Annotated in this window: 25 protein-coding genes and 1 pseudogene; 13 read left to right on the top strand and 13 right to left on the bottom strand. The window is 60.2% G+C overall.

Going from position 1 to position 18,488, the window contains the following annotated elements:
- Positions 1–190: 190 nt before the first annotated feature.
- The 9 genes from BUA54_RS16380 to BUA54_RS16340 all read right to left on the bottom strand — a co-directional run bounded on the left by BUA54_RS16380 (position 191) and on the right by BUA54_RS16340 (position 6,926).
- Positions 191–2,041 (bottom strand): DNA primase family protein, encoded by a 1,851-nt coding sequence (locus BUA54_RS16380; protein WP_072858346.1) that lies wholly within the window; start codon positions 2,039–2,041, stop codon positions 191–193.
- Positions 2,041–2,346 (bottom strand): hypothetical protein, encoded by a 306-nt coding sequence (locus BUA54_RS16375; RefSeq protein WP_143155470.1) that lies wholly within the window; start codon positions 2,344–2,346, stop codon positions 2,041–2,043. The genes BUA54_RS16380 and BUA54_RS16375 overlap by 1 nt, the downstream gene beginning before the upstream one ends.
- Positions 2,346–3,470, bottom strand: a complete 1,125-nt coding sequence (locus BUA54_RS16370; protein WP_072858462.1) for a DUF7146 domain-containing protein — start codon at positions 3,468–3,470, stop codon at positions 2,346–2,348. The genes BUA54_RS16375 and BUA54_RS16370 overlap by 1 nt, the downstream gene beginning before the upstream one ends.
- Positions 3,467–3,919, bottom strand: a complete 453-nt coding sequence (locus BUA54_RS16365; RefSeq protein ID WP_072858344.1) for a hypothetical protein — start codon at positions 3,917–3,919, stop codon at positions 3,467–3,469. The genes BUA54_RS16370 and BUA54_RS16365 overlap by 4 nt, the downstream gene beginning before the upstream one ends.
- Positions 3,912–4,268: a hypothetical protein gene (locus tag BUA54_RS16360; protein ID WP_143155469.1), complete on the bottom strand. Its 357-nt coding sequence runs from the start codon at positions 4,266–4,268 to the stop codon at positions 3,912–3,914. The genes BUA54_RS16365 and BUA54_RS16360 overlap by 8 nt, the downstream gene beginning before the upstream one ends.
- The gene (locus BUA54_RS16355; protein WP_143155468.1) at positions 4,261–4,833 is read right to left on the bottom strand and encodes a hypothetical protein; all 573 of its coding nucleotides are present in this window, start codon (positions 4,831–4,833) and stop codon (positions 4,261–4,263) included. The genes BUA54_RS16360 and BUA54_RS16355 overlap by 8 nt, the downstream gene beginning before the upstream one ends.
- The gene (locus tag BUA54_RS16350; protein ID WP_072858341.1) at positions 4,830–5,669 is read right to left on the bottom strand and encodes a ParB N-terminal domain-containing protein; all 840 of its coding nucleotides are present in this window, start codon (positions 5,667–5,669) and stop codon (positions 4,830–4,832) included. Before BUA54_RS16350 ends, BUA54_RS16355 begins: the two co-directional genes overlap by 4 nt.
- Positions 5,666–6,307, bottom strand: a complete 642-nt coding sequence (locus BUA54_RS16345; protein WP_245810735.1) for an MT-A70 family methyltransferase — start codon at positions 6,305–6,307, stop codon at positions 5,666–5,668. Before BUA54_RS16345 ends, BUA54_RS16350 begins: the two co-directional genes overlap by 4 nt.
- Positions 6,308–6,566: 259 nt before the next feature.
- Positions 6,567–6,926 carry a hypothetical protein gene (locus BUA54_RS16340; protein WP_072858340.1) on the bottom strand — a complete coding sequence of 120 codons (360 nt, stop codon included), beginning with the start codon at positions 6,924–6,926 and terminating at the stop codon, positions 6,567–6,569.
- Between the two features lie 96 nt (positions 6,927–7,022).
- On the opposite strand from BUA54_RS16340, the gene BUA54_RS16335 reads away from it, so the two are divergent.
- Positions 7,023–7,253 carry a hypothetical protein gene (locus tag BUA54_RS16335; protein ID WP_072858339.1) on the top strand — a complete coding sequence of 77 codons (231 nt, stop codon included), beginning with the start codon at positions 7,023–7,025 and terminating at the stop codon, positions 7,251–7,253.
- A gap of 9 nt (positions 7,254–7,262) precedes the next feature.
- Here the strand turns inward: BUA54_RS16335 and BUA54_RS20905 are convergent, their stop codons facing one another.
- Positions 7,263–7,448, bottom strand: a complete 186-nt coding sequence (locus BUA54_RS20905) for a hypothetical protein (protein WP_143155467.1) — start codon at positions 7,446–7,448, stop codon at positions 7,263–7,265.
- Between the two features lie 90 nt (positions 7,449–7,538).
- Between BUA54_RS20905 and BUA54_RS16330 the strand changes: the two genes are divergently transcribed.
- The 10 genes from BUA54_RS16330 to BUA54_RS20885 all read left to right on the top strand — a co-directional run bounded on the left by BUA54_RS16330 (position 7,539) and on the right by BUA54_RS20885 (position 14,029).
- Entirely contained in the window at positions 7,539–7,883 is a 345-nt protein-coding gene (locus BUA54_RS16330; RefSeq protein ID WP_072858338.1) for a hypothetical protein, read from the top strand.
- Between the two features lie 480 nt (positions 7,884–8,363).
- Entirely contained in the window at positions 8,364–8,699 is a 336-nt protein-coding gene (locus tag BUA54_RS20900) for a helix-turn-helix transcriptional regulator (protein ID WP_072858337.1), read from the top strand.
- Positions 8,700–8,910: 211 nt separating this feature from the next.
- On the top strand, positions 8,911–9,111 hold the full coding sequence (locus tag BUA54_RS20895) for a hypothetical protein (protein ID WP_143155466.1): 201 nt from the start codon (positions 8,911–8,913) through the stop codon (positions 9,109–9,111).
- Positions 9,108–9,332: a hypothetical protein gene (locus tag BUA54_RS16320; protein WP_072858336.1), complete on the top strand. Its 225-nt coding sequence runs from the start codon at positions 9,108–9,110 to the stop codon at positions 9,330–9,332. The genes BUA54_RS20895 and BUA54_RS16320 overlap by 4 nt, the downstream gene beginning before the upstream one ends.
- Positions 9,326–9,652 carry a hypothetical protein gene (locus tag BUA54_RS16315; protein WP_072858335.1) on the top strand — a complete coding sequence of 109 codons (327 nt, stop codon included), beginning with the start codon at positions 9,326–9,328 and terminating at the stop codon, positions 9,650–9,652. Before BUA54_RS16320 ends, BUA54_RS16315 begins: the two co-directional genes overlap by 7 nt.
- Positions 9,649–9,867, top strand: coding sequence for a hypothetical protein (locus BUA54_RS16310; RefSeq protein ID WP_072858334.1), 219 nt, complete (start codon positions 9,649–9,651; stop codon positions 9,865–9,867). Before BUA54_RS16315 ends, BUA54_RS16310 begins: the two co-directional genes overlap by 4 nt.
- Positions 9,864–10,025 (top strand): hypothetical protein, encoded by a 162-nt coding sequence (locus tag BUA54_RS21270; RefSeq protein ID WP_178352771.1) that lies wholly within the window; start codon positions 9,864–9,866, stop codon positions 10,023–10,025. The genes BUA54_RS16310 and BUA54_RS21270 overlap by 4 nt, the downstream gene beginning before the upstream one ends.
- A 22-nt stretch (positions 10,026–10,047) precedes the next feature.
- On the top strand, positions 10,048–11,907 hold the full coding sequence (locus BUA54_RS16305) for a ParB/RepB/Spo0J family partition protein (protein WP_072858333.1): 1,860 nt from the start codon (positions 10,048–10,050) through the stop codon (positions 11,905–11,907).
- 193 nt (positions 11,908–12,100) lie between these two features.
- Positions 12,101–13,144 carry a tyrosine-type recombinase/integrase gene (locus BUA54_RS16300; RefSeq protein WP_084114484.1) on the top strand — a complete coding sequence of 348 codons (1,044 nt, stop codon included), beginning with the start codon at positions 12,101–12,103 and terminating at the stop codon, positions 13,142–13,144.
- Positions 13,145–13,276: 132 nt separating this feature from the next.
- Entirely contained in the window at positions 13,277–14,029 is a 753-nt protein-coding gene (locus tag BUA54_RS20885; protein ID WP_072858331.1) for a DUF3800 domain-containing protein, read from the top strand.
- Between the two features lie 455 nt (positions 14,030–14,484).
- Here the strand turns inward: BUA54_RS20885 and BUA54_RS16290 are convergent, their stop codons facing one another.
- Complete coding sequence (locus tag BUA54_RS16290) at positions 14,485–16,344, bottom strand: TniQ family protein (protein WP_072858330.1); 1,860 nt, start codon at positions 16,342–16,344, stop codon at positions 14,485–14,487.
- Between the two features lie 303 nt (positions 16,345–16,647).
- Here BUA54_RS16290 and BUA54_RS16285 point away from each other — a divergent pair, with 303 nt between their 5' ends.
- Positions 16,648–17,013 carry a hypothetical protein gene (locus BUA54_RS16285; protein ID WP_143155464.1) on the top strand — a complete coding sequence of 122 codons (366 nt, stop codon included), beginning with the start codon at positions 16,648–16,650 and terminating at the stop codon, positions 17,011–17,013.
- A gap of 28 nt (positions 17,014–17,041) precedes the next feature.
- Here the strand turns inward: BUA54_RS16285 and BUA54_RS16280 are convergent, their stop codons facing one another.
- A complete protein-coding gene (locus tag BUA54_RS16280) occupies positions 17,042–17,560 on the bottom strand; it encodes a 3'-5' exonuclease family protein (RefSeq protein WP_072858328.1) in 519 nt (172 codons plus the stop codon).
- Between the two features lie 367 nt (positions 17,561–17,927).
- Between BUA54_RS16280 and BUA54_RS16275 the strand changes: the two genes are divergently transcribed.
- Complete coding sequence (locus BUA54_RS16275) at positions 17,928–18,344, top strand: YoaK family protein (RefSeq protein ID WP_084114482.1); 417 nt, start codon at positions 17,928–17,930, stop codon at positions 18,342–18,344.
- A gap of 23 nt (positions 18,345–18,367) precedes the next feature.
- Here the strand turns inward: BUA54_RS16275 and BUA54_RS21570 are convergent.
- Positions 18,368–18,488: pseudogene (locus BUA54_RS21570) on the bottom strand (IS3 family transposase); the annotation flags it as partial.

Genomic DNA, 18,488 nt, shown 5'->3' with positions numbered 1-18,488 from the left:
CTTTGCCGGGGAGGATTTTGATCGGACCAAGGCCGGATGCTCTCTCACGTGTGCGTGGCGCGTATGTCCTCCCCAGCCTCCCCAGCCTCCCGTTAGCCCCGTTAAGCCCATGTCATCGCTTCCTTCTTTCCCCCACACCCCTTTGAAGACATCCTCCCGCGACAGGGACGCTATCCTCCCTAGCCTCCCGTTAGAAGTCCTCAGGGGGTGCGGGGTCGGACGCAGGATCACGCGCGATGCCAGTGATCGCATTGCGACTGTCGCGCGGTGCCGTCTCGAACCTGCGCTTGAAGTCGGCCGTCAGCTTCAGACCGAGGTACTGGATCCGTGACGCCTTGCTGTGGGTAATCTTTAAGCCGGTGACTGGGTGCTTCCACTGCCTGGCACGGGCCGCGAACTGCCGCGAGAACGTCGATGGCTTCCACACGGTCATCCCGCGCTCCATCAGGTAGTAGTTGAACATCTCGACCAGGTCCGCGGCGAGGATGCTGTCGGTGTAGTTCCCGGTGATCTCGCAGGCCTGCATCAGGAAGGCCCCGAACGGATCGCTTTCCTCGCGATATTCGTCGGTGGCGGCCGTGATCGCCTGCGGTGGTGACAAGCCCAGCTCGAGGAACGCCATAGCGCCCTCCACCAGCCATCGCAGGATTCCTTCCCGCTCTTCCCAGAGGGTTTCACCGAAACGTTCATCCCGCTCTGCGACCGGGATCTGGACGTCGAACGGGACCAGCAGGACACGTCGCCAGATGCCGTCGTCACCGCCCCGGATATCCGGTTTGTGGTTGGTCGACATGGTCAGCTTGAAGTTCGGATCGAGATCGATCTGGTCGCCGTAGTTTGCCCGCACCGGGATTGGCTCGCCACCGGTCATCATCTTGATCAGGCCCTCCTGCAGCGGTGTGTTCTGGTCCGGCTCTGACGTGCGCACGAAGCGCGCGCCGAGCAGCGGGATGAGGTCAGGCGTCGCCTCAGCCCCGCCCCGCCGGTTCGTACCCGTGATACTCTCGACCCGAAGCGATGCGGCATAGCCGGCCATGATCCGCGCGATGACGTCGACCAACACCGATTTGCCATTGGCGCCGTTGCCGTAGAACACCGCCATGTTCGAGGTCTTCAGCCCCAGCAGGCTCAGACCGAACCAACGCTGAATGAACTCGCGCATCTCACGATGCGGCTGGATGCGGGTCAGGAAGGTGTCGAATTTCTCGCAAGGGGCGTGAGGGCTGTATGCCACGTCGATGAGCTTGGTCTGCAGCTGTCTGCGGTCGTGCGCCAGGACATCCACTTCTGCGAGCTTTGCTTTGGGCTTGTCGGGCGGCGCGGTAACCGAGAACCGCAGCAAACCAGTCGCGGTGTTCACCTCGTACGGGTTGGAATCGAGCTTCTCGAAGGCAACGGCCTTGCCCGTTTGTGCTTCGCTGATCATCCGGTCCATGCGACCCGCGTTGCCGGCGTCCTTCGCAAAGGTCATCCGGGTGCCGATCTTCTTATTGTAGGCGGTGAGCTTCTTCGCGATTACGGCCAGACGGCCCTCATTGCGCTGATGCTCTTCGCGCTGCTCCTCATCGAGGGCGCCGATGTCGTCGAGCTCGCGCTGTCTCCGGCGCAGTGAATAGCCTTCATCCATGAGGGCCCGTTCCTTGTCGGTCGGGCGGATATGCTCGGCTTCCTTCTCGATCAGTGACCAGATCTGCTGGGCACGGCCACGCACGTCAAGAAGGTCGGTGTCCTTTGCCCAGTGCATGTCCGACCACGTGAACCAGCCTACGCGCGGCACGAACATGATGTCGGTGCCGAAATGGATGATGAATCGCTGTGCATTGCCGTAGTCGTTTAATGGCTGCATTGCCGCCCGCGCCAAGGGAGGCAGCTCGACTTCAGCTTCCCCAGAGGGGTCCGGGGTTTGACGATCGGCCTCGCCGGGCCCGGGATCATCGTCAGCGGGATTCCACTCGGCCGAGTCTTGAGGTGGGACGTCGTCGAATTCGATGTCTTCGGCAGCCGCGAGCCGGGCGCGAACGGGATCAAGCTTGTCGGTCATCAGCTGTCCTTCAGGGGTGGCAGGTTCATCAGGTCGCGGGCGTAGCTCGCGGCCCAAGGGAGAGCATTTGAAAGGTTCTGGATCATGTGGCGGTGATGTTCGGGCGGCATGATCAGCAGCGCGGCATGAACTACGCCGACGAGAGCGCCAGTCACACAGGCCTGCGCGGCTTCATCCGACGTCGTTGCACGCATTGGGTCGACCAATGACTGAAGCACCGCAACTCGACCCGCTTCGGCGGTTACGTCGACCGGATTCTCGCCATCGAAAGCTGGGAACGTACATGGGTCAGGGAAATCCATCATCAGTCCTCGATCGAGCCCATCAGGACATCGTTCAGATCCATCCCCTCGCCCGCATGCACGATCGACGTGCGCAGGCCGGGGATGTGGTATTTTGCGCGGCGCAAACCGGCGAGCAGCTTGGCCCGAGTCGACCGCGGCTCGGAGTCGCCGTCCTGAATGAAGATCAGCCTCTTGACCCACGGCGGCGGTACGAAGGCGTCCGTGTCGTGGTAGTCCGGAATCCCGGCATATTTCATGCCCTCGCCGCGCAGGTTGCGGCGGCCGGCCATATGCCCGAGATCGATGCCGGCCCAATAGGCCGCATCCTCGAAAGCCCGGGCAGCGAGAGCCGTCAGCGTCGTCTCGATCCCCTCTCCCATCACGAGCGTGTGGAAATGCGGGACGGTGTAGAAGCGGATCGCCGAGCGACGCTTAGACCCGAGCAGCTTCTTGACCGGTAGCGCCTCACCATCAGCATTCCGGATCACCGCCTTGCCCTTGGGCTTGCCCAGATCGATCCAGGTACGATGCACCGCCGAGATATTGCCATTGGGCGCGCGGCAGGCGGCCAGCATTGCAGGGCCGGTGTGCAATGTGATCCAGCCCCGCCCATCCGGATCCTTCTGCATGTAGGGCAGCGCTGGATGGAACTTCAGGCAGGCCGGTGGCGCAGAACAGATTGCAGGCGGCAAACCCCGTGCCGCGAGGTAGCCCGACACAGCCGTCCCGGCGGCATCCTGCCCTTGGTCCCATATGGCCCGCCCAGCTCGAATGGCTTCCAGCCGGGCCTTCTCCGCCTTCGCATCTCGCTTCGCTTGGTCGGCTGCGCGCTGCGCAGCCCGCCGCCGCGCCTCTGCCGAATCGATCTCAACCTCTCTCTCACCGACCAGAAACGCCAGCGCCGCGGGAAAGTCGCAGGCTTGGACAAGTTGGACCAGCGCGAGCCCGTCGCCACCGCCACAGTGACGACAGTTGTAGACCTGGGCATCGGGATTGATGCCGAAGCGGTCATTGCCGCCGCAGCTAGGACACGGACCGACCCATTCCCGTCCCGCCCGCTTCAGCCCAGCCAGAAGGTCCAGCCGCTTGGCAACCTCCATGATCGGGATGGCCTTGGCGGCATCGAGGCGAGCGTCATCCATCATGCGCATTGGGCACTCTCATCCCCCGCACCCGGAACGACCGCAGGCACATTCAGAGGAATCCCGATCGCATCACAAGCAGCGTCAGATCGATCAATGAAATACAGCGAGATACCCGCCCTGAGTTCGCCAATGGCCTGCTGCAGATCCGCTGGCGTTCGGGTGGCATCCTTCCGATAGAGGCGCACGAGGCGGGCCGCTGCGGATTCGATACGGGCCAGCGGCCCAAAACGAATATCATTGGCCTGCTGAATCGCGGCGACCTCGGCCGGACTCATCTTGTCCCCGGTTGGCTCATCGGCGACCTGCTGCATGATCTTCGCCAGCCGACCGATCAAGAGCACGCGTGCCGTGTACGATGTGCATGTGACGATCGAGACTGCCGTATTCACAAGCGCGCGCTCGATTGGGTAGAGGGTTGCCCGGGAGGGCATTGGAGTCGCGTCAGCCATGGCCACAGTCCTTCCGTGCCTGCCAGTCGAAATGTGTTGGCGACTGCTGCCGCAGCGCCTCGTCGGTCCTCCGCGCGACATTGGCCATCTGACCACCGCGGGTGATGATGAAGTCATGCAGTGCCCGCCCTGCGGTGGGCTGGTCGAGCGCAGTCGCCGCAGCAAAACCCTGCACGGCTGCCAGTGCTTCGTGATCGTCCGGCATGAGCTGCTGACACGCTTCGATCAAGGCCTCGGCTTCGCCGCTCACCAAGCGGGCAGTCTTGGCTTTCATGGCCAGTGCCACCGCCTTCAGGCCAAATGCCACGGATGGGATGAACGGCGTGCTGCTGGCAATGCGGTCAGTCATGCACACTACCAGCGGCAGAATGGGACTTGTGCGCCCCCTCTTTCAGGATGCGATCACGCAGCGCGGGATCCTCATCGATCCGTGCCAGCCGCTCCGCAACGGCGACGCCATCGACGTCTGCCAGGGCGCACATTTCGTGGAAATCGCGTGACCCGATCCAGCCGGCTCCAACGCGTGCCGCGCCGAACCGACGCTCTTCATGCACGGTCATCTCGTGGATCCTGTCGCGGATGCAGGCCAACAGTGCACTTGCCCAAAGCCTGCGACAGGCAACGACGTCACCCGGGTCATGATTGTTGAACCAGCTGTCCGGCCAGGCCGGCCGGGTGGCTTCCCAGCCCGGCGCTCCAACTGGCAGTTCCGGCATTGCCGCCTGCAGATCGGCCAGCATTGCCCGCACGTCAGGCCGCGGCTGCTCATCCTGCGGCTCCGGCTCTGGGGGAGGCGGGGTACGCGCAGCCAGCGGAACCGTGACTGGGGTATTGGATTGCAACGCTGCGAGTTCAGGCCGATCGACGATGGCCAGCCCAAGGAAGGCAGCGAGCAGGCGATCTTCAGCGCTCATGACTGACCTCCATCCTTCAGCCAGTTGTCCAGCAGCTTGGCGATGATCCTCTGCATCATGCCCTGACGTGACATGCCCGCGAATTCAGGTTCGCGGTGCAGGTCGCGCACGTAGCGCTCTATCCAGACCGGGTCGTAACGTTGCAGAAATCCGGCCAGATCGCGCTGCAGCGAACGCGGGCGGGTCTGCAATACGGCGAACCATGGCGATAGCCAGGCATTGCCCCAGATCGCAACCGTGTCGGTGCAGGGGCAATGGAGCATCGCCCGCAATGCCGCAGATACCATCGCGCCGCGCCCGGCATCGACGTGCCGACGGATCAGGGAAATCGTGTAGATCTGACGCGGCTTTTTCGACGCACCGTGCGGCTGATAGACCATCAGCTCGCAACCACCCTGAGCAACCACTTCGCGGCAGGCCAGTGCCCAAGGTTCCATCGCCACGAGCGCGGCGCGGTAGATGTGAAATCCGCTGATTGCGGTGATCTGACCGTTGATCGCACTGAAGGCACGGGCCTGCTGCGACTCGCTGAGGGTCACGATCATTGCAGGAACGGTTGCCGCCCCGATCATCAGCGCCGCGTGCGTCCGATGCTGACCATCGATAACGCTGAACAGTCCCTGATCAGTCGGCGCTGCAATGATTGGCGTGAAATGGGCCCAGTTGAAGGCGGCGGCGATGCGCTCGATGGCCTTCCAGTTCGACGGGTTCAGCGGTCGCTGGTAGTCGCCGTCGATCAGCAGCTTGTCGATCGACAGAAAGCTAAGCTCGGGAATCGGTCCGGGTTTGGCGACAAGAACTGGCCGGTCGCCGATGGTGATTGCGCGATAAGTCATGCGACCTCCTCTGTCGGGTTCAGCTTGCCGACCTCTGCGCCCCAGCTGGTCCAGCCCGGTCGGTTCGTGCGCGAGAACAGCTCGATACGCCGGGCAACGGGCATCAGCCCTTCCGCTGCGGCGAAACATTCCTCTGGCTTTTGACTGTGCGCCCGGGTCCGGCCCTCGATCGTGATCGATCCGGCCGGCCAACAGCCGTCCGCATGAAACCAGTCGTCATAGGTCGGAATCGTCGATCGCGTGGATTTGGTAGTTTTCGGCGCACCGCGGGTTGCGATCAGAAAGGGCTCGTTGCTGGACCGCAGCACGTAGCCGGTACCGAAGGCATCCTTCCCATGCTTCGTCCGTTTGCACCACGAGCCGGCGGTCTTGAAGGTAAACCCCCAGCTGTCGAGCACGATGAGCGCCTGCGGCAACATCGGATTGATGGCCCACAGCCACAGCAGGCAATCCTTTGCGGCAATCCCCTCGACGGGCAGCGCCTGGATGTCGACGAGGGCCATGCAATCGTAATGCGCCTGCGGCGCCCTGCCCTCTCCCGCCTCGCTGTGCAGTTCGAACCGCCACGGCGGATCCGCCATGATGAAGTCGAATCCGCCGAAGGGCCGCAGCGAGAGCATGTCCGCCGCGCGCGTCACGTGGGTTCTCCCGGAAAAAGCGGGGACGGCCGATGACGGCCGTCCCTTAGTTCAACAGGGAGGAGGTGGGGGGCACGTCCGTGCGGCAGCCTGGCCCCCCCGGTCAGGCCCCGAACCATCGGATGATTGATGGATGCCGCGACGTCTCTGATCTGGGAAAAAACGGGTGCGGCGGCAGCACCGCACCCGGAAGTTGGGGGCACGATGCCCCTCGACAGACGCAGCCCAGGCCCGGGTCGCGTCGACTGATGGCAGGCATTCATGCGCACCGCCTTGCCCATTGATCGCGAAACCAGTCCGCGACCTCGGGGTGTTCCATGGCCATCCGCATGACGATGTCACCGGAGGCTTTGTTGTCGCCGTTCCACCAGGTCCACGCAGTGCTGCTGCGCACGGTGAATGCGCTGGCGACCTCTTCCGGATTCGCGAACTGGGACCGCAGGAATTCCGCCCATGCCCCGGCAAACCAGACCTTGAAATCGCTGGCCTCGTTCTGGCGCAAGTACAGGACATTGCCGACACGGCGCACCGAAACATCGGACCGGGACATGCGGCGGCGGTTCGGCCTATCCTGGTGCTGCGGCGCGGACTCATCCGCCACGATGCGAAGGCGGCTCATGCGAGCATCCTCCGGCATCCGCGCCGCAGCGACGATTCACCCTGCGGGAGGAGGTGCAAGGCAAACCTCGCCCACTGGACCGGAAGGAGCAGGCCCATGGACGATGACGAGAACGAAGCGACCCTGATCGAGGAGTTGCGGACCGAAGCCGCCGCGCAGAAGGCGACCATGCTGGCGATCCTGCGCGTGATTGAGGACCAGCGCCCGGGGGCGACGATCCTGGTCGCACAGGATCTGGCCGAGCAGGCGGACCGGGTGGGACAGATCGACCCCGCGCTCAGCGAAGCGCTCTGGGATCTATCGGACGAGATCAGGGTGCGGGGCTGATGCGACCGGTCAGTCATGACGCGCTGCCTTCGCACGTTCATGCCGGCGCCGGTCATGGATCAGCCGGCTGGCCTCAATCCGTGCCAGCTTGCGAATGTGATCGTCCGTCACCTTGCGGACCTGATAGGCCTCGCTCTCGGCTTGTCGAATCGCGGCATTCAGCCGGCACAGCATCCAGCGAAGAGGGCGCAACATCATCCGATCCTTTCGGGGGTGTCGTTGGCGATTGTCAGTCGGTGCAGAATCGGACGAAGATTTACCGACATGAGATAAAGGAGACGACAGATGGCACCGAAGATGCGGCCAGCCTTCACACAGCAAGAAGCAGATGCTTGGTCAGCTACGATGGTCGAAACCCAGCCGGCGGAACCTACGCCAGCAGAAGGGCGAAGGGCGGTCGAGGCAACCAGCTTTGCCTTGCGCTCGTGGCCCCACGGTGTCGTGTTGCGGCTGGCGACGGGTGTGGCACCGATGACCGACATCCACCTGAACCCCGTGATGGCAATCAACCTCATGATGCACCTCCAGCGGGCGGGTCTGGCAGGCGGATGGCTGTCCCCGGACGGGCAGTTGTCGTCGCCACAGGTAGAAGATCGACCGAGAGGCTCGGGGAAAGTTTCAGACGCCTAAATGTCCGCAACACCAGCGGACGGTGCGTCAGCGAAATCGTGGGATCGAAGGGTACTAGCGGGACTCTGACCCACTCGGTTCGTTCGTCCGGGTCGAACTGCGCCGCGGTCTGGTTGAGAAACGTGTCGGTCATGACCTCATCCGGTCCTTTCGGGGGTGGGGGTGCTGTCAGTGGTGAGTGCAGGCAATGGCATGAAACTGAAGAGCTGCCGCTGAGGCGGCTCTATGCCTCGCTCACCAGCCATTGCGATACATGCCGCGTACCATTTTGCCGGAAGGGTTCCGGCAAGCATGTGACCATGGACCGTCGTCTCGCCGAGGCGGAGACGCTTCGCTACGGCGCGGTAGCCGCCGAGGCTTTCGATAAAGGAGCGAGTTGTGTCATACATGACGACAGGTCGTAGTCTGAAATATCCAGATTATCAATCACCAAAATCACCAGCCTTCCAAATAAGTCAGAATGTGAGGTAATCAGAGGGCATGGATATCGAAGAAAAAGAGCGGCTTACAGGATTTCGCGACACCAGCGACGAGGCGATATCTCGTCGGCTTGCTGCCGCCCGCATTGCAACCGGCTTAGGTCAACGTGATCTTGCAGAGGCGATGGGCAAAAATCACAAGACATATGCCTATCAAGAAAAGGCAGGCCGCCCATCCGTCGATGTGATTAGATTTCTATATAGAAACCATAACATAGACTTCAATTTTATCCTTCATGGCGATTTTCAGCACCTTCCCATAGGCGTGCAGGCGAAACTGTTCGAGGCTCTTTCCTCGCTTTCGCCGTCCGGCGATCTACGAACCAGTTCACGTTAAGGCCAAGTCGCCGAAGGATACGTGTTACACGAATCAATGCCAAAAAATTGCCTCCAATACAGTTAATGTTCTTGTTTTGATCTTACCAGTCAAACAGTTTATCGCCACTAGGCCGATCCCCGTTTTCTGATTTTATCAGATTATTGTCTAGACAGTCTGAATAATTCAGACTACCGATTATCTCCATCAACCCCTTGATGGAGCCCGAACCATGCCTTTCACACCTCCTACGCCGCAGATGGTACGCGATGCGCGCGCCGTCGTGCTCGACCCTAACTCTCGCCCGCATACCCGCACCCATGCCTGGGCTGTCCTGAAGTCCGCGCGCGGGCAGCAGATCAACCAGTCCCGCATCAATCAAATGCAGGTCGTCGCTCGTGGCCTCTCGATCCTGACTGGCGGTGCGGCATGACGATCGAGCGCATCGCCCGCAATCATGGCACCCTGCGGATTGCAGGCCCGATCACAGACATTCGTCACCGCAAGCCTCGCCGCAAGCTGCTGGACGTGGCGGTGGCCCCGCTCGTCGGCGTCGGGGCCGGCATGATCCTTGCCGTCTCGGTCCTGACCGTTGCCCAGGTCACCATCAGCGTCATTGCTGCCACCGTGGATCCGCAGGTGTCGACATGGTGATGATTCTTCCTGTCCGCCCGTCGCCCGACCTGATGGCGCGCCTGGGCTACAGCGCCGAGACGGTGATGACCGTACTGCGTGATGATCTCGAGCGCCTTATCGCCCTCACCCCTGCCAACGAGGTCGAGCAGCTGGTCCGCAATGCCGTAGTCGACTGCGATGGTCGTCTCGGTGAACCAGACACAAGTGACTGGGGACCGTTCGACTGGACGCTGACCATGTACGGCATCAGCACCGCCGGTGATACGTTGGCCGAGGCCATCGCGCAGTGGTGCGCCTGTGCCCGCAGGACAGCGCAGGCGACAAAGGACGCAGCATGATCCCCGGCAGCTTGAGCAGCGCGGTGGGGGTGCTTTTCTGCATCGCATCTCTCGCCTGCGTCGCGATCGGAATGGCATCCACCACGCGCGGAATTTGCGAAATCGTGCGGGCTATCCGCACCGGCGTCGACACGGAACATGACAACGGCACCGCCGCCGTCATGTTCGCGCTGGCCTTCGTGCTGTTTATGCTAATGCAGGTCGCCGTCGCATGACGCTTGCGGCTGTCCAGATCGCTCTGATCATCGCGGCAGACGCCTTATTTGCAGGCATCCTGATCTTGTCGCCTCGCCCGAACATTATGGGCGCGCTGCTGATCGTCACACCCCTGTACTGGATCGCTGCAACCGCCGCGACCTTCGCCCTCATCTGACCAGTCCGGAAAGGACCATCGTATGAATGACCTGTCGCCCGACGCCGCAATCGAGATGATCCCGCTCTCTGACTTGGCCCTGTCCAACCTCAATGCCCGCGCAGATGTCAGCGATGCCGAAGTCGAGGCAATGGCCGACAGCATCCAAGTATCCGGCCTTCTGCAAAACCTGATCGGCTATCGTACTGAGAGCGGTCGCATCGACATCGTCGGCGGCGGCAAACGCCTGCGCGCCCTGCAGCTGCTGAAATCCGGGCGCGGATGGAAGAAATCTCAGATCGTGCGCGTCATCGACCCGGTCCCGGTCAAGATCACGGACAATCCCGCGATCGCCGTCCAGTGGTCCGGCACCGAAAACACCGCCCGCAGCGACCTGCATCCGGCCGACGAGGTCAGAGCCTACGCCCGCATGCGCGACCAGGGCAATTCGGTCCCGATGATCGCCCGCACCTTCGCCAAGTCGGAACTGCATGTCGATCGACGCCTGAAGCTCGCCGATCTGCCCGCTGACGCCCTGGACGCGCTCCGCGGCGACAGGATCACGATCGATGTCGCCCGCGCCCTGACGCTGGCCCCGACACCGGAAGCGGCCACGCAGGCCTTGGATATCGCCACTCAGCCCCGCACAACGGCGGCTGAGATCCGGCGTATGTTCACCAGCGACCATGTTCGCTCCGACGATCGCCGCGTCGTGTTCGTCGGACTGAACCACTACATCGATGCCGGCGGCACTGCCGACACGGATCTGTTCGAAGGCGCCAGCTACCTGCACGACGAAAAGCTGCTGGACCGGCTGTTCAAAGACGCGCTGCAAGTAAAGGCCGAACTGATCAAAGTTGCTGATGGCTGGAGCTGGGTCGAGTTCACCACCGAACGTTACCTTGACTACAGCAAGATGGCAAAATTCGATCGCATCCACCGCGAACCGGTCGAACTGACCGACGCCGATCAGGCGGAATTCGACGCGATCGAGGCGCGGATTGACGCGGTCGAGGCCAGCACGGCAGATCACGAACGTGCCGAAGAGCTGCGGCAACGAATGCTTGGTGACTACAGCGACGATGATATCGCGCACGGCGGGATCTTCATCTACGTCGACGGCCACGGCGAGCTGCAGAGATCCGCGGCCTATCGACGTGCTGGGTTAGTCTCGGACGATGCCACATCGAGCGGCGGTGACGGGGTTACAATAGACCGTAGCACTGCCACCCCTGCCCCTGACATGCCGCAGAACCTGCTGGATGATCTGGCACGGATCAAGCTTGCGGCGCTACAATCGGCTGCGATCGACAAGACGGAGCTGATGCTGGATCTGCTGGCCTTCAGCTTTTCGCCCGAAGTCTCCGTCTATGGCCGGCCTCTGAACGTCCGCCTCGATACGCCGTACATCACCCCCGACAAGATCGATGGCACGACGATCGACGCACGCCTGGTGCAGGATTCCGCCCGTGCGGCAGACCCGGCAACAGCGACCGCATTCGAGGCCTTCAGGGCCAAGGGCAAGAAACACCGCAATGCCGTGCTGAGCTGCACGCTGGCCCGGCATTTGCAGCTGGACACCCGCGGTCTGTCAGATGCATTGGCGAAGGAGGTTGGTGCCCAGATCAGACGCACCTGGACACCAACGGCCGCCGGCTTCCTGTCACGCTGCGCGCCGGCGTATCTCGATCGGCTCTGGGCAAACTTGTTGGACCTCGACCTCGGCGATGAGCAGCGTGAAACCTTCGGCAAGCTGAAGAAGGCCGACAAGGCGAAGGCGCTGGACGGCCTGTTCAATGACATGTCGGTCCGCGAGGCACATGGCCTGACACGTGAGCAGAACTCCCGCATCGATGCGTGGGTGCCGGCAGAGCTGCGGTTCGGCACATCGGAAGCCAGATGACCACCGGCGCTCAGATTCTGGACGAAGGCCGCACGCCTGAGGAGTGGTCAGAGGTCTTCGCCGCGCGCGGCATGACCGTGTCCGCCAGGACGCTGCGCGCCAAGGCCCGCACACTGGGCGCTTGCACGGTGATCGGTCACGGGGCCATGCTAATTACACCCGCACAGCTCGATCGAATCTTGGAGGATGCCGCATGCCGCTTGAACCGTACCTCCGAGGCGGCACCTGGTGGGCACGCGGCAAGATCGAGCTCGATGGCCAGCCGATCACCAGCTACCGGCGGATCAGCACTGGCGCATTTACAGAAGCAGGTGCGCGGGACTGGATCGCAGAAGAAACGACCAGGCAAAGACGTCGTCACATTGTTGGAGACGCGCCGGACGCGCTGACATTCGATGACGGGATTCTTCTCTATCCCGCCAAACCTGCCACAGCGAAATCACTTCTCCGCGTACTGCCGGAATTAACTGGTCGGACTCTTGCATCAATCACGCCGAAAGAGCTGCGCAGCATTGGTCCTCGGCTGATGCCGAACTGCGCGACGGACACGTGGTGGCGCGAGATCGTCACGCCTGTCCGCGCTGTCATCAACAATGCGCATGACGAAGGCTTGTGCCCTCCGATCCGCGTACGGGGTTACAGCCGCAAGGAACGGATGGAACAGGACAAGCTCCGCGGCAAGCAGAGCCGCGTCGAGAAAACTCCAGGCGACAGGGAGTGGCTGGCAAAGTTCATGGCGAGCGCCGACGTTTACAATGCCGCCCTCGCCGCTTTCATGTTCGAAACTGCCGCCCGCGTGGGCCAAGCCGTGCAGCTGAGGCCGCAGGATCTGGACCTGATGAATGGCCGGGTCTGGTTGGCAGAATCGAAGGGTCACCCTGCCCAGTGGGTCGCCATCAGCCGCGCCATGGTCGTCCGCCTAGCGAACCTGAAGCCGAAACGGCCCAGGGCGCGGACTGGCGCAGAGAAGCTACCGCCACGCGTCTTCGGATACGCTGTGCCGAGCAGCATGCACGCTCGGTGGCGGACGATCTGCAAGACAGCGGGGATCGTTTATCTCCCGCCTCATCAAGCTGGACGTCACGGATTTTATACAGAGATGCGGGTCCGGCAGGGGCTAGATCCGATCAGCGCCGCGAAAGCAGGACGATGGGCTGACTCCGCTCTGCCCGATCGTGTGTACGCGCACAGCAACGTGGACGAGCGGGATCTGCGCGAGAAGGTTAGTCGAGGCTGAGCTTCCATGACTGTCAGAAAATGCTTCGTTCTAAAATTGCTAGCCTAGCTAGCTGCAAAATTCGGATACCGGCCATTTGGACTTATGTGACCACAGTTGACTTTAACAGCATTTCTTGCGCCTTCTAGCGCGATGAATGATTATACCCCCCCTGATACACCCATCCAAGATTTCTCAATCTTCGCGGACGAGAGTGGTATAAGCAACGATCGCCATATGATCGTAGGCGCAACTGTAGTTCAGAGGTTGTATGTGAATGCCCTTTACCGGGCAGTGCATGACTTTCGTATAAGAACGAACATGTTCGCAGAACTTAAATGGAGCAAAGTTTCCAACCAGAAACTTGATGCATATAAGGAGCTGGTTGACATATATTTCGATTTCGCTCGCCGAGGCGCTCTTTGGTTCCGAGCGACAACATTCGACAACCACCTATGGGATCATACTCGGTTCAACGATGGTGATCCCGACATCGGCATTTCGAAACTCTACTATCAAATGCTACTCCATCAGGTTGTCGGGCACTACGGAGATCTCGCATCACTGTACATTTGTCTCGACCGTAGATTAAGCTCTACACCTTTGGAAAAGCTCCATCGCATTTTGAATGCTGGAGCCGGCAAGGAATATGGGCTAACTTTTGGTCCGGTCAGAGTCCTTGTTTCGAAAGACTCTAAAAAGGATGACATTCTGCAAATAAATGACGTTATTCTTGGTGCTGTATCAGCTTACAAAAATGGCCGTCACCTGCAGGAAGGCGCTAGGGAAGCCAAAATCGAGCTCGCAAAGTATGTATTATTACAATCCGGATTGGGCTCTTACGCTCAAGACACACCCCAAGGCAAGACTGCGTTTGCAATCTGGAACCGTAAGCCTAGGCGGTGAAATGAGCCCCATGAATCTACGACCTTAAGCGGTCTACGCACAGTGGCGTTCTCCTGACATCATCAGGATTTTCGACGCATGGTGACTCTACTTGCGACCCTATACAGGCAGGATTCTTGACACAAGTCACTTTCGTTGACCTTCGGAAAAGCGGCAGATTTACGGTCATCAATGCCTTGCGTGCCAGTCAAACGTGTACATTTTCAGTACAACCTACCTAGCGAAGCACACTTAGTGGACTGAGATGGGAGGACATTTTGCAATCCCCACAGTCCCCTCCTAAGGGACAGGTTACAGGTTCAAGTCCTGTCGGGGTCACCAATTCCATTCATGCCAATGTGTGTCAGACTCAGGAGAAGTGTGCGCAAAACGCAGCAAAAGCGTGCGCAACCTCTGTCAAGCAAGATTCATAGCGTTGCCCGAAGGCTCGTCGCCGAACAGGTTTATCTGCTGTTTTAACGAATTTGACCGTGCGACGGCATTTCTTCGTGGACAGCGGCCCAAACCTCATGCCTGTCGAACACACCAAGGACGGGTCCGCGCGGTGTCTCGAAGGGAATAACACCTCGCGAACGTAGAAGGCCCGACAGCTTCCATGATGAAATGCCTGTCTCAGCCGCCGTCGTGCGGACGGTCAAGAATCGCGTGTGGAAACTTGTCGCATCCGGCTCGAGGACCCGCTGGTGAATGACGCCCGTGCGCGCATCCGTGAGCTCGGTGACCGTCATGTAGCCCTGATCGATGAGCAACTGAATCGCGCCACCGGTCTTCACTCCGACGCTGACTCCGAACGCTGACGGTGCAAGGCCGACATGCTGGGGATTGCGGAACATCGCGACGATTTCGTCGGCTCGGACATGAATGGCACCGTAGCCCTCTCTGCCAGTAACTTTCCCGACCACCAGGCGGCCCTTGCCCACAGCGTCAAAGATTTTGGACAGAGGTGCCCTGAACTGCCGTGCGGCATCCTGAAGCTGAACCCATCCATCCTCCCCGGGCGCTATTGATAAGGCTGTTGGCTGCAATCGGGCGAGAATGGCGAGACCGTCGTCCATTGACCAGATGCGCCGAAGATTTTGGCCTGCGACCCGCGGTGCGATCAGCCCTTCGGCGACCAGCCCGTCAAACTGCGGTTCCGTGGCCCCCATGGCTTCGCGCACGTCCGCCTGGAACACGAGCTCGGATAGGTCAGTCGCAAACCGATCATAGGCGAGAACCGGGAATGTGATTTGAGCATCCGGGCGATCATCGCCGGGATCAATGATTTGCTTCGCCGCAAGTCTACGCCGCAAGGTCCCTGAATCTTCCCCCGTTTCCTGCGACAGTGATGCGATCGAATGCAACTTTCTTTTCAGCACCTCCGTGCCCATGACGATTTCTCCCGTAGCCATCGGCCACGTGTCCAACACCCGCTCTCGGATCAGGTCACGGAAATGATGGAAGCCGGGGTCATAGGTGAGCACTGCTCCGAGTTTGCGGTAAAGCGGGTAAAAAACTTTCTGTGGACCATCGGTCGGCGCGCGGTCATTGAGCCGTCTTTCAAGCAGCTGCTCCAGCGCTACCTGCCCGCCGATCATGCAGTCGAAACCGGCGGCGTATATGCGATGCAGATCGATACCATCCCCACCTCGGCCTGCGGCACCCGCTTCGTAGGCGATCAAACGTCCGACGAGGTCGCACATCGTCGCGATGACGTGCAGCGGATGCCGCCCGAGCCACGTATCATCTGTCATCATCTCCAAACGACGATCCAGCCACATATCGAAAGCAGAGGGTGCGACCACAGTCCCGGCGAACTCGCCACCGATGATCGAAGAGCTCAGTTCCGACAGATTCGCCTGAATGTCGTCGCGAACTGACGGATGCGTGGTAGACCAGATCGGCACCAGAAGCTTGCGATGCAAGAGGCAGACGTGACAGTGCCTCAGCAACCACTGACCGCGCATTGCCATAGCGGCAACGGGTTGCGAAGCACCCTCGACGTCTTGCCTCAGACAATCGGGACATCCACGCACCTCCGGATTCCTGATGGCACGTGTAACGATCTGCTCACCTCGATAAGCCATCCGAACGCCCTCGAGGGGACGTCCCGTCCAAGATACCATCTCATCAATCTGCGAGGGTTTCAGATCAGCGAGTTGAGCGATCGCCTGGACAACGTCGCTGTCCAGCTTAAAAAATCCATTCTTGCGCAGACCAAAATCAGTCACGAAGTCGTGCAGGCTCACGCCATTCACCGCCGCCAAGCGGCCCACGAAGGAGTAGAACGTCTCTCGCGGTTTAGGTTCAGTGCGAAGGACCAGTGCAGACAACAAGGTTTATCCTCCAACGACACATCGCTTGACGGCGACCGTGGCTGTTCTGTCCGCGCGATGGGAACTGCGGTCGACTTTATGAAAGGCAAATGGCTGCATCCGCCGGGTGAACCAGCCACGCATATTGCTGTCAATATCCGACGGCACGGCCATATAGTCATGGAGGTGAGCGCAGACATGGCCGCCGGTCTTCCATGATGCGACCTGAAAATCTTGCAGCTTGAGTTATACTGTTGTGTCAGGGATGATCGGGGCATAGCGCACCGCATTTTGCCCGTTTTCCTATGCGTGGAGCAGGCTCTGATGGAATACCTCGATCTGCTCTACCTCCTACCAGCGGCAACGATCGCATACGTCGGAACCCGCATGGCGGCTAGTCATCGCCGGTTCAAGCGAGAGCTTGATGTCGAAACCTCTACCGCCTTTCATGACATGGCGGCCGCATGGCGCATGTCCAGAACGCAAGCCGCAGCCGAGCCCGGTCGAATGACTGAACGACAGGTCCCCGAAGGCGCGCAATCGGCATCAGATCTCGAGGTCGACCTCAGGCGGGTGCAAGCGTCTCTACCACGGGATGCGGTAAACGATACTGCTGCACAGCGGGAAGTCAGGCTGGCGACGGCTGCGCTGTTGTCCGCGCTGAAAGCTCATCCCGACATTTTCAGGTAGGACTGCAGCTAAGCACGTTTAGCATGCCTCAACGGCTGGCCTGCAACCTCATCGCAAGAAGCACGGCGTCCGCCAGGCGTGCTGCATCAGGACCCGCTCTGTGCGGCCGTGGGGCCGTCCGGAGATGGGCATTGACGTGCTTGATGATGTCAGAGTTACCATTGCATGCGGCGGCGATGACCGTCTCGATCATCATGAACCGCGGGGGTATGAGATCGATCGTCTCAAGCAATTGCTCTGCCCAGAACCGATCATGTCCGGAATCGCTGACAATGTGCTTGCCTTCGATCCTGTCCAGCAGTTCATCTGCAACCCTTGATGCATTCGGCGCTGCTTCAAGAACTGTGCGATCAATCTGGTGAATTTGCGCTGCTTGGGGCGACCAGACATCTGGATCCCACGTAGGCTCCGGCCGGATGAGTGACGACCAAGTCCTAACGCCGCCATTCTCGATCCAGGCCAGCCCGACCTCGATCGGCCACGTGCCCGGGCCGAGGCCAGAGGCCTCGAAGTCGATGAAAACGAGATAGTCCGATTTCAGTGTCATACCTGTCCATACACCAGATGTGCTGTCGCCGATAGAAACGAGCGAAAACGGGGACGACTCCAAAAGATTACCGCTTTGCGTTGAGGGCCACAGGCCGTAGGATCTGTGCGGACCTTCGTGCAGATCGCAGCGAAGGTCGGCTTCGAGCCCATGTTGCAAGATTTAGACTTCGCAGCGAATGTCGGTTGTCAAAACCCGATTAAACGTCTTCAAAGTGCCTTAAGATCTGATGCAGATTTTCTACTTACTTTCAGATCAGCTTGTCTAATACTACTCTACACTGGTGCTTTTCAGTGAAGAACTTGAATGTTCTTTTGCATCAAAGGTGGCAAGAAACGTCTTCAAGGCGTGACCGTTTGGAACTGTAATGCTCATCAAAATTGGCGATGCCCGCACGTTAAATATTGATCTGATGTTGGCAGGCCTACTTTCTTCTATTGCCGGTGCGCTGAATGCTGTCGGATTTATTCTTGCCGGAACGTTCACAGCAAACATGACAGGAAACATTTCGGCATTTGCTGATCACCTCGCGACTGGCGCAATGACAATGGCGTTTTCCTTCTTGGGGCTGGTCGCAGCGTTTATTTCGGGTGCGGGCATGGCCGCCCTCGCAATTCAAGCTGGTGAACGGCGGCAAATTCGCTCCATCTACGCCCTGGCGATTGCCGCCGAGGCAGTCATTCTTTTACTTACCGGTGCCGCACTCGCCATGGTGCCGGGCACAAAACACGAGACTTTCCTGGTCATCACGCTCAGCTTTGTCATGGGTCTGCAAAACGCTTGACCTGCCCCCCTCGGGTCCCTCGTTCATAACGAGAGTCTGCGGGTTTGAGATTGGTAGTCGGATCGGTCGTTTTGGGCAAGCGCGCCGGGCGCGGAGCCCTCAAATTGCTCAAGCGTCCGGCGCGCTTCGAGCGGCGTCTGGTTC

Origin of the sequence: Loktanella atrilutea, assembly GCF_900128995.1 — a bacterium.
Classification (GTDB): Bacteria; Pseudomonadota; Alphaproteobacteria; order Rhodobacterales; family Rhodobacteraceae; genus Loktanella; species Loktanella atrilutea.
Note: the sequence above shows the minus strand (reverse complement) of the source record. Positions and strands in the feature narration are given on the sequence as shown.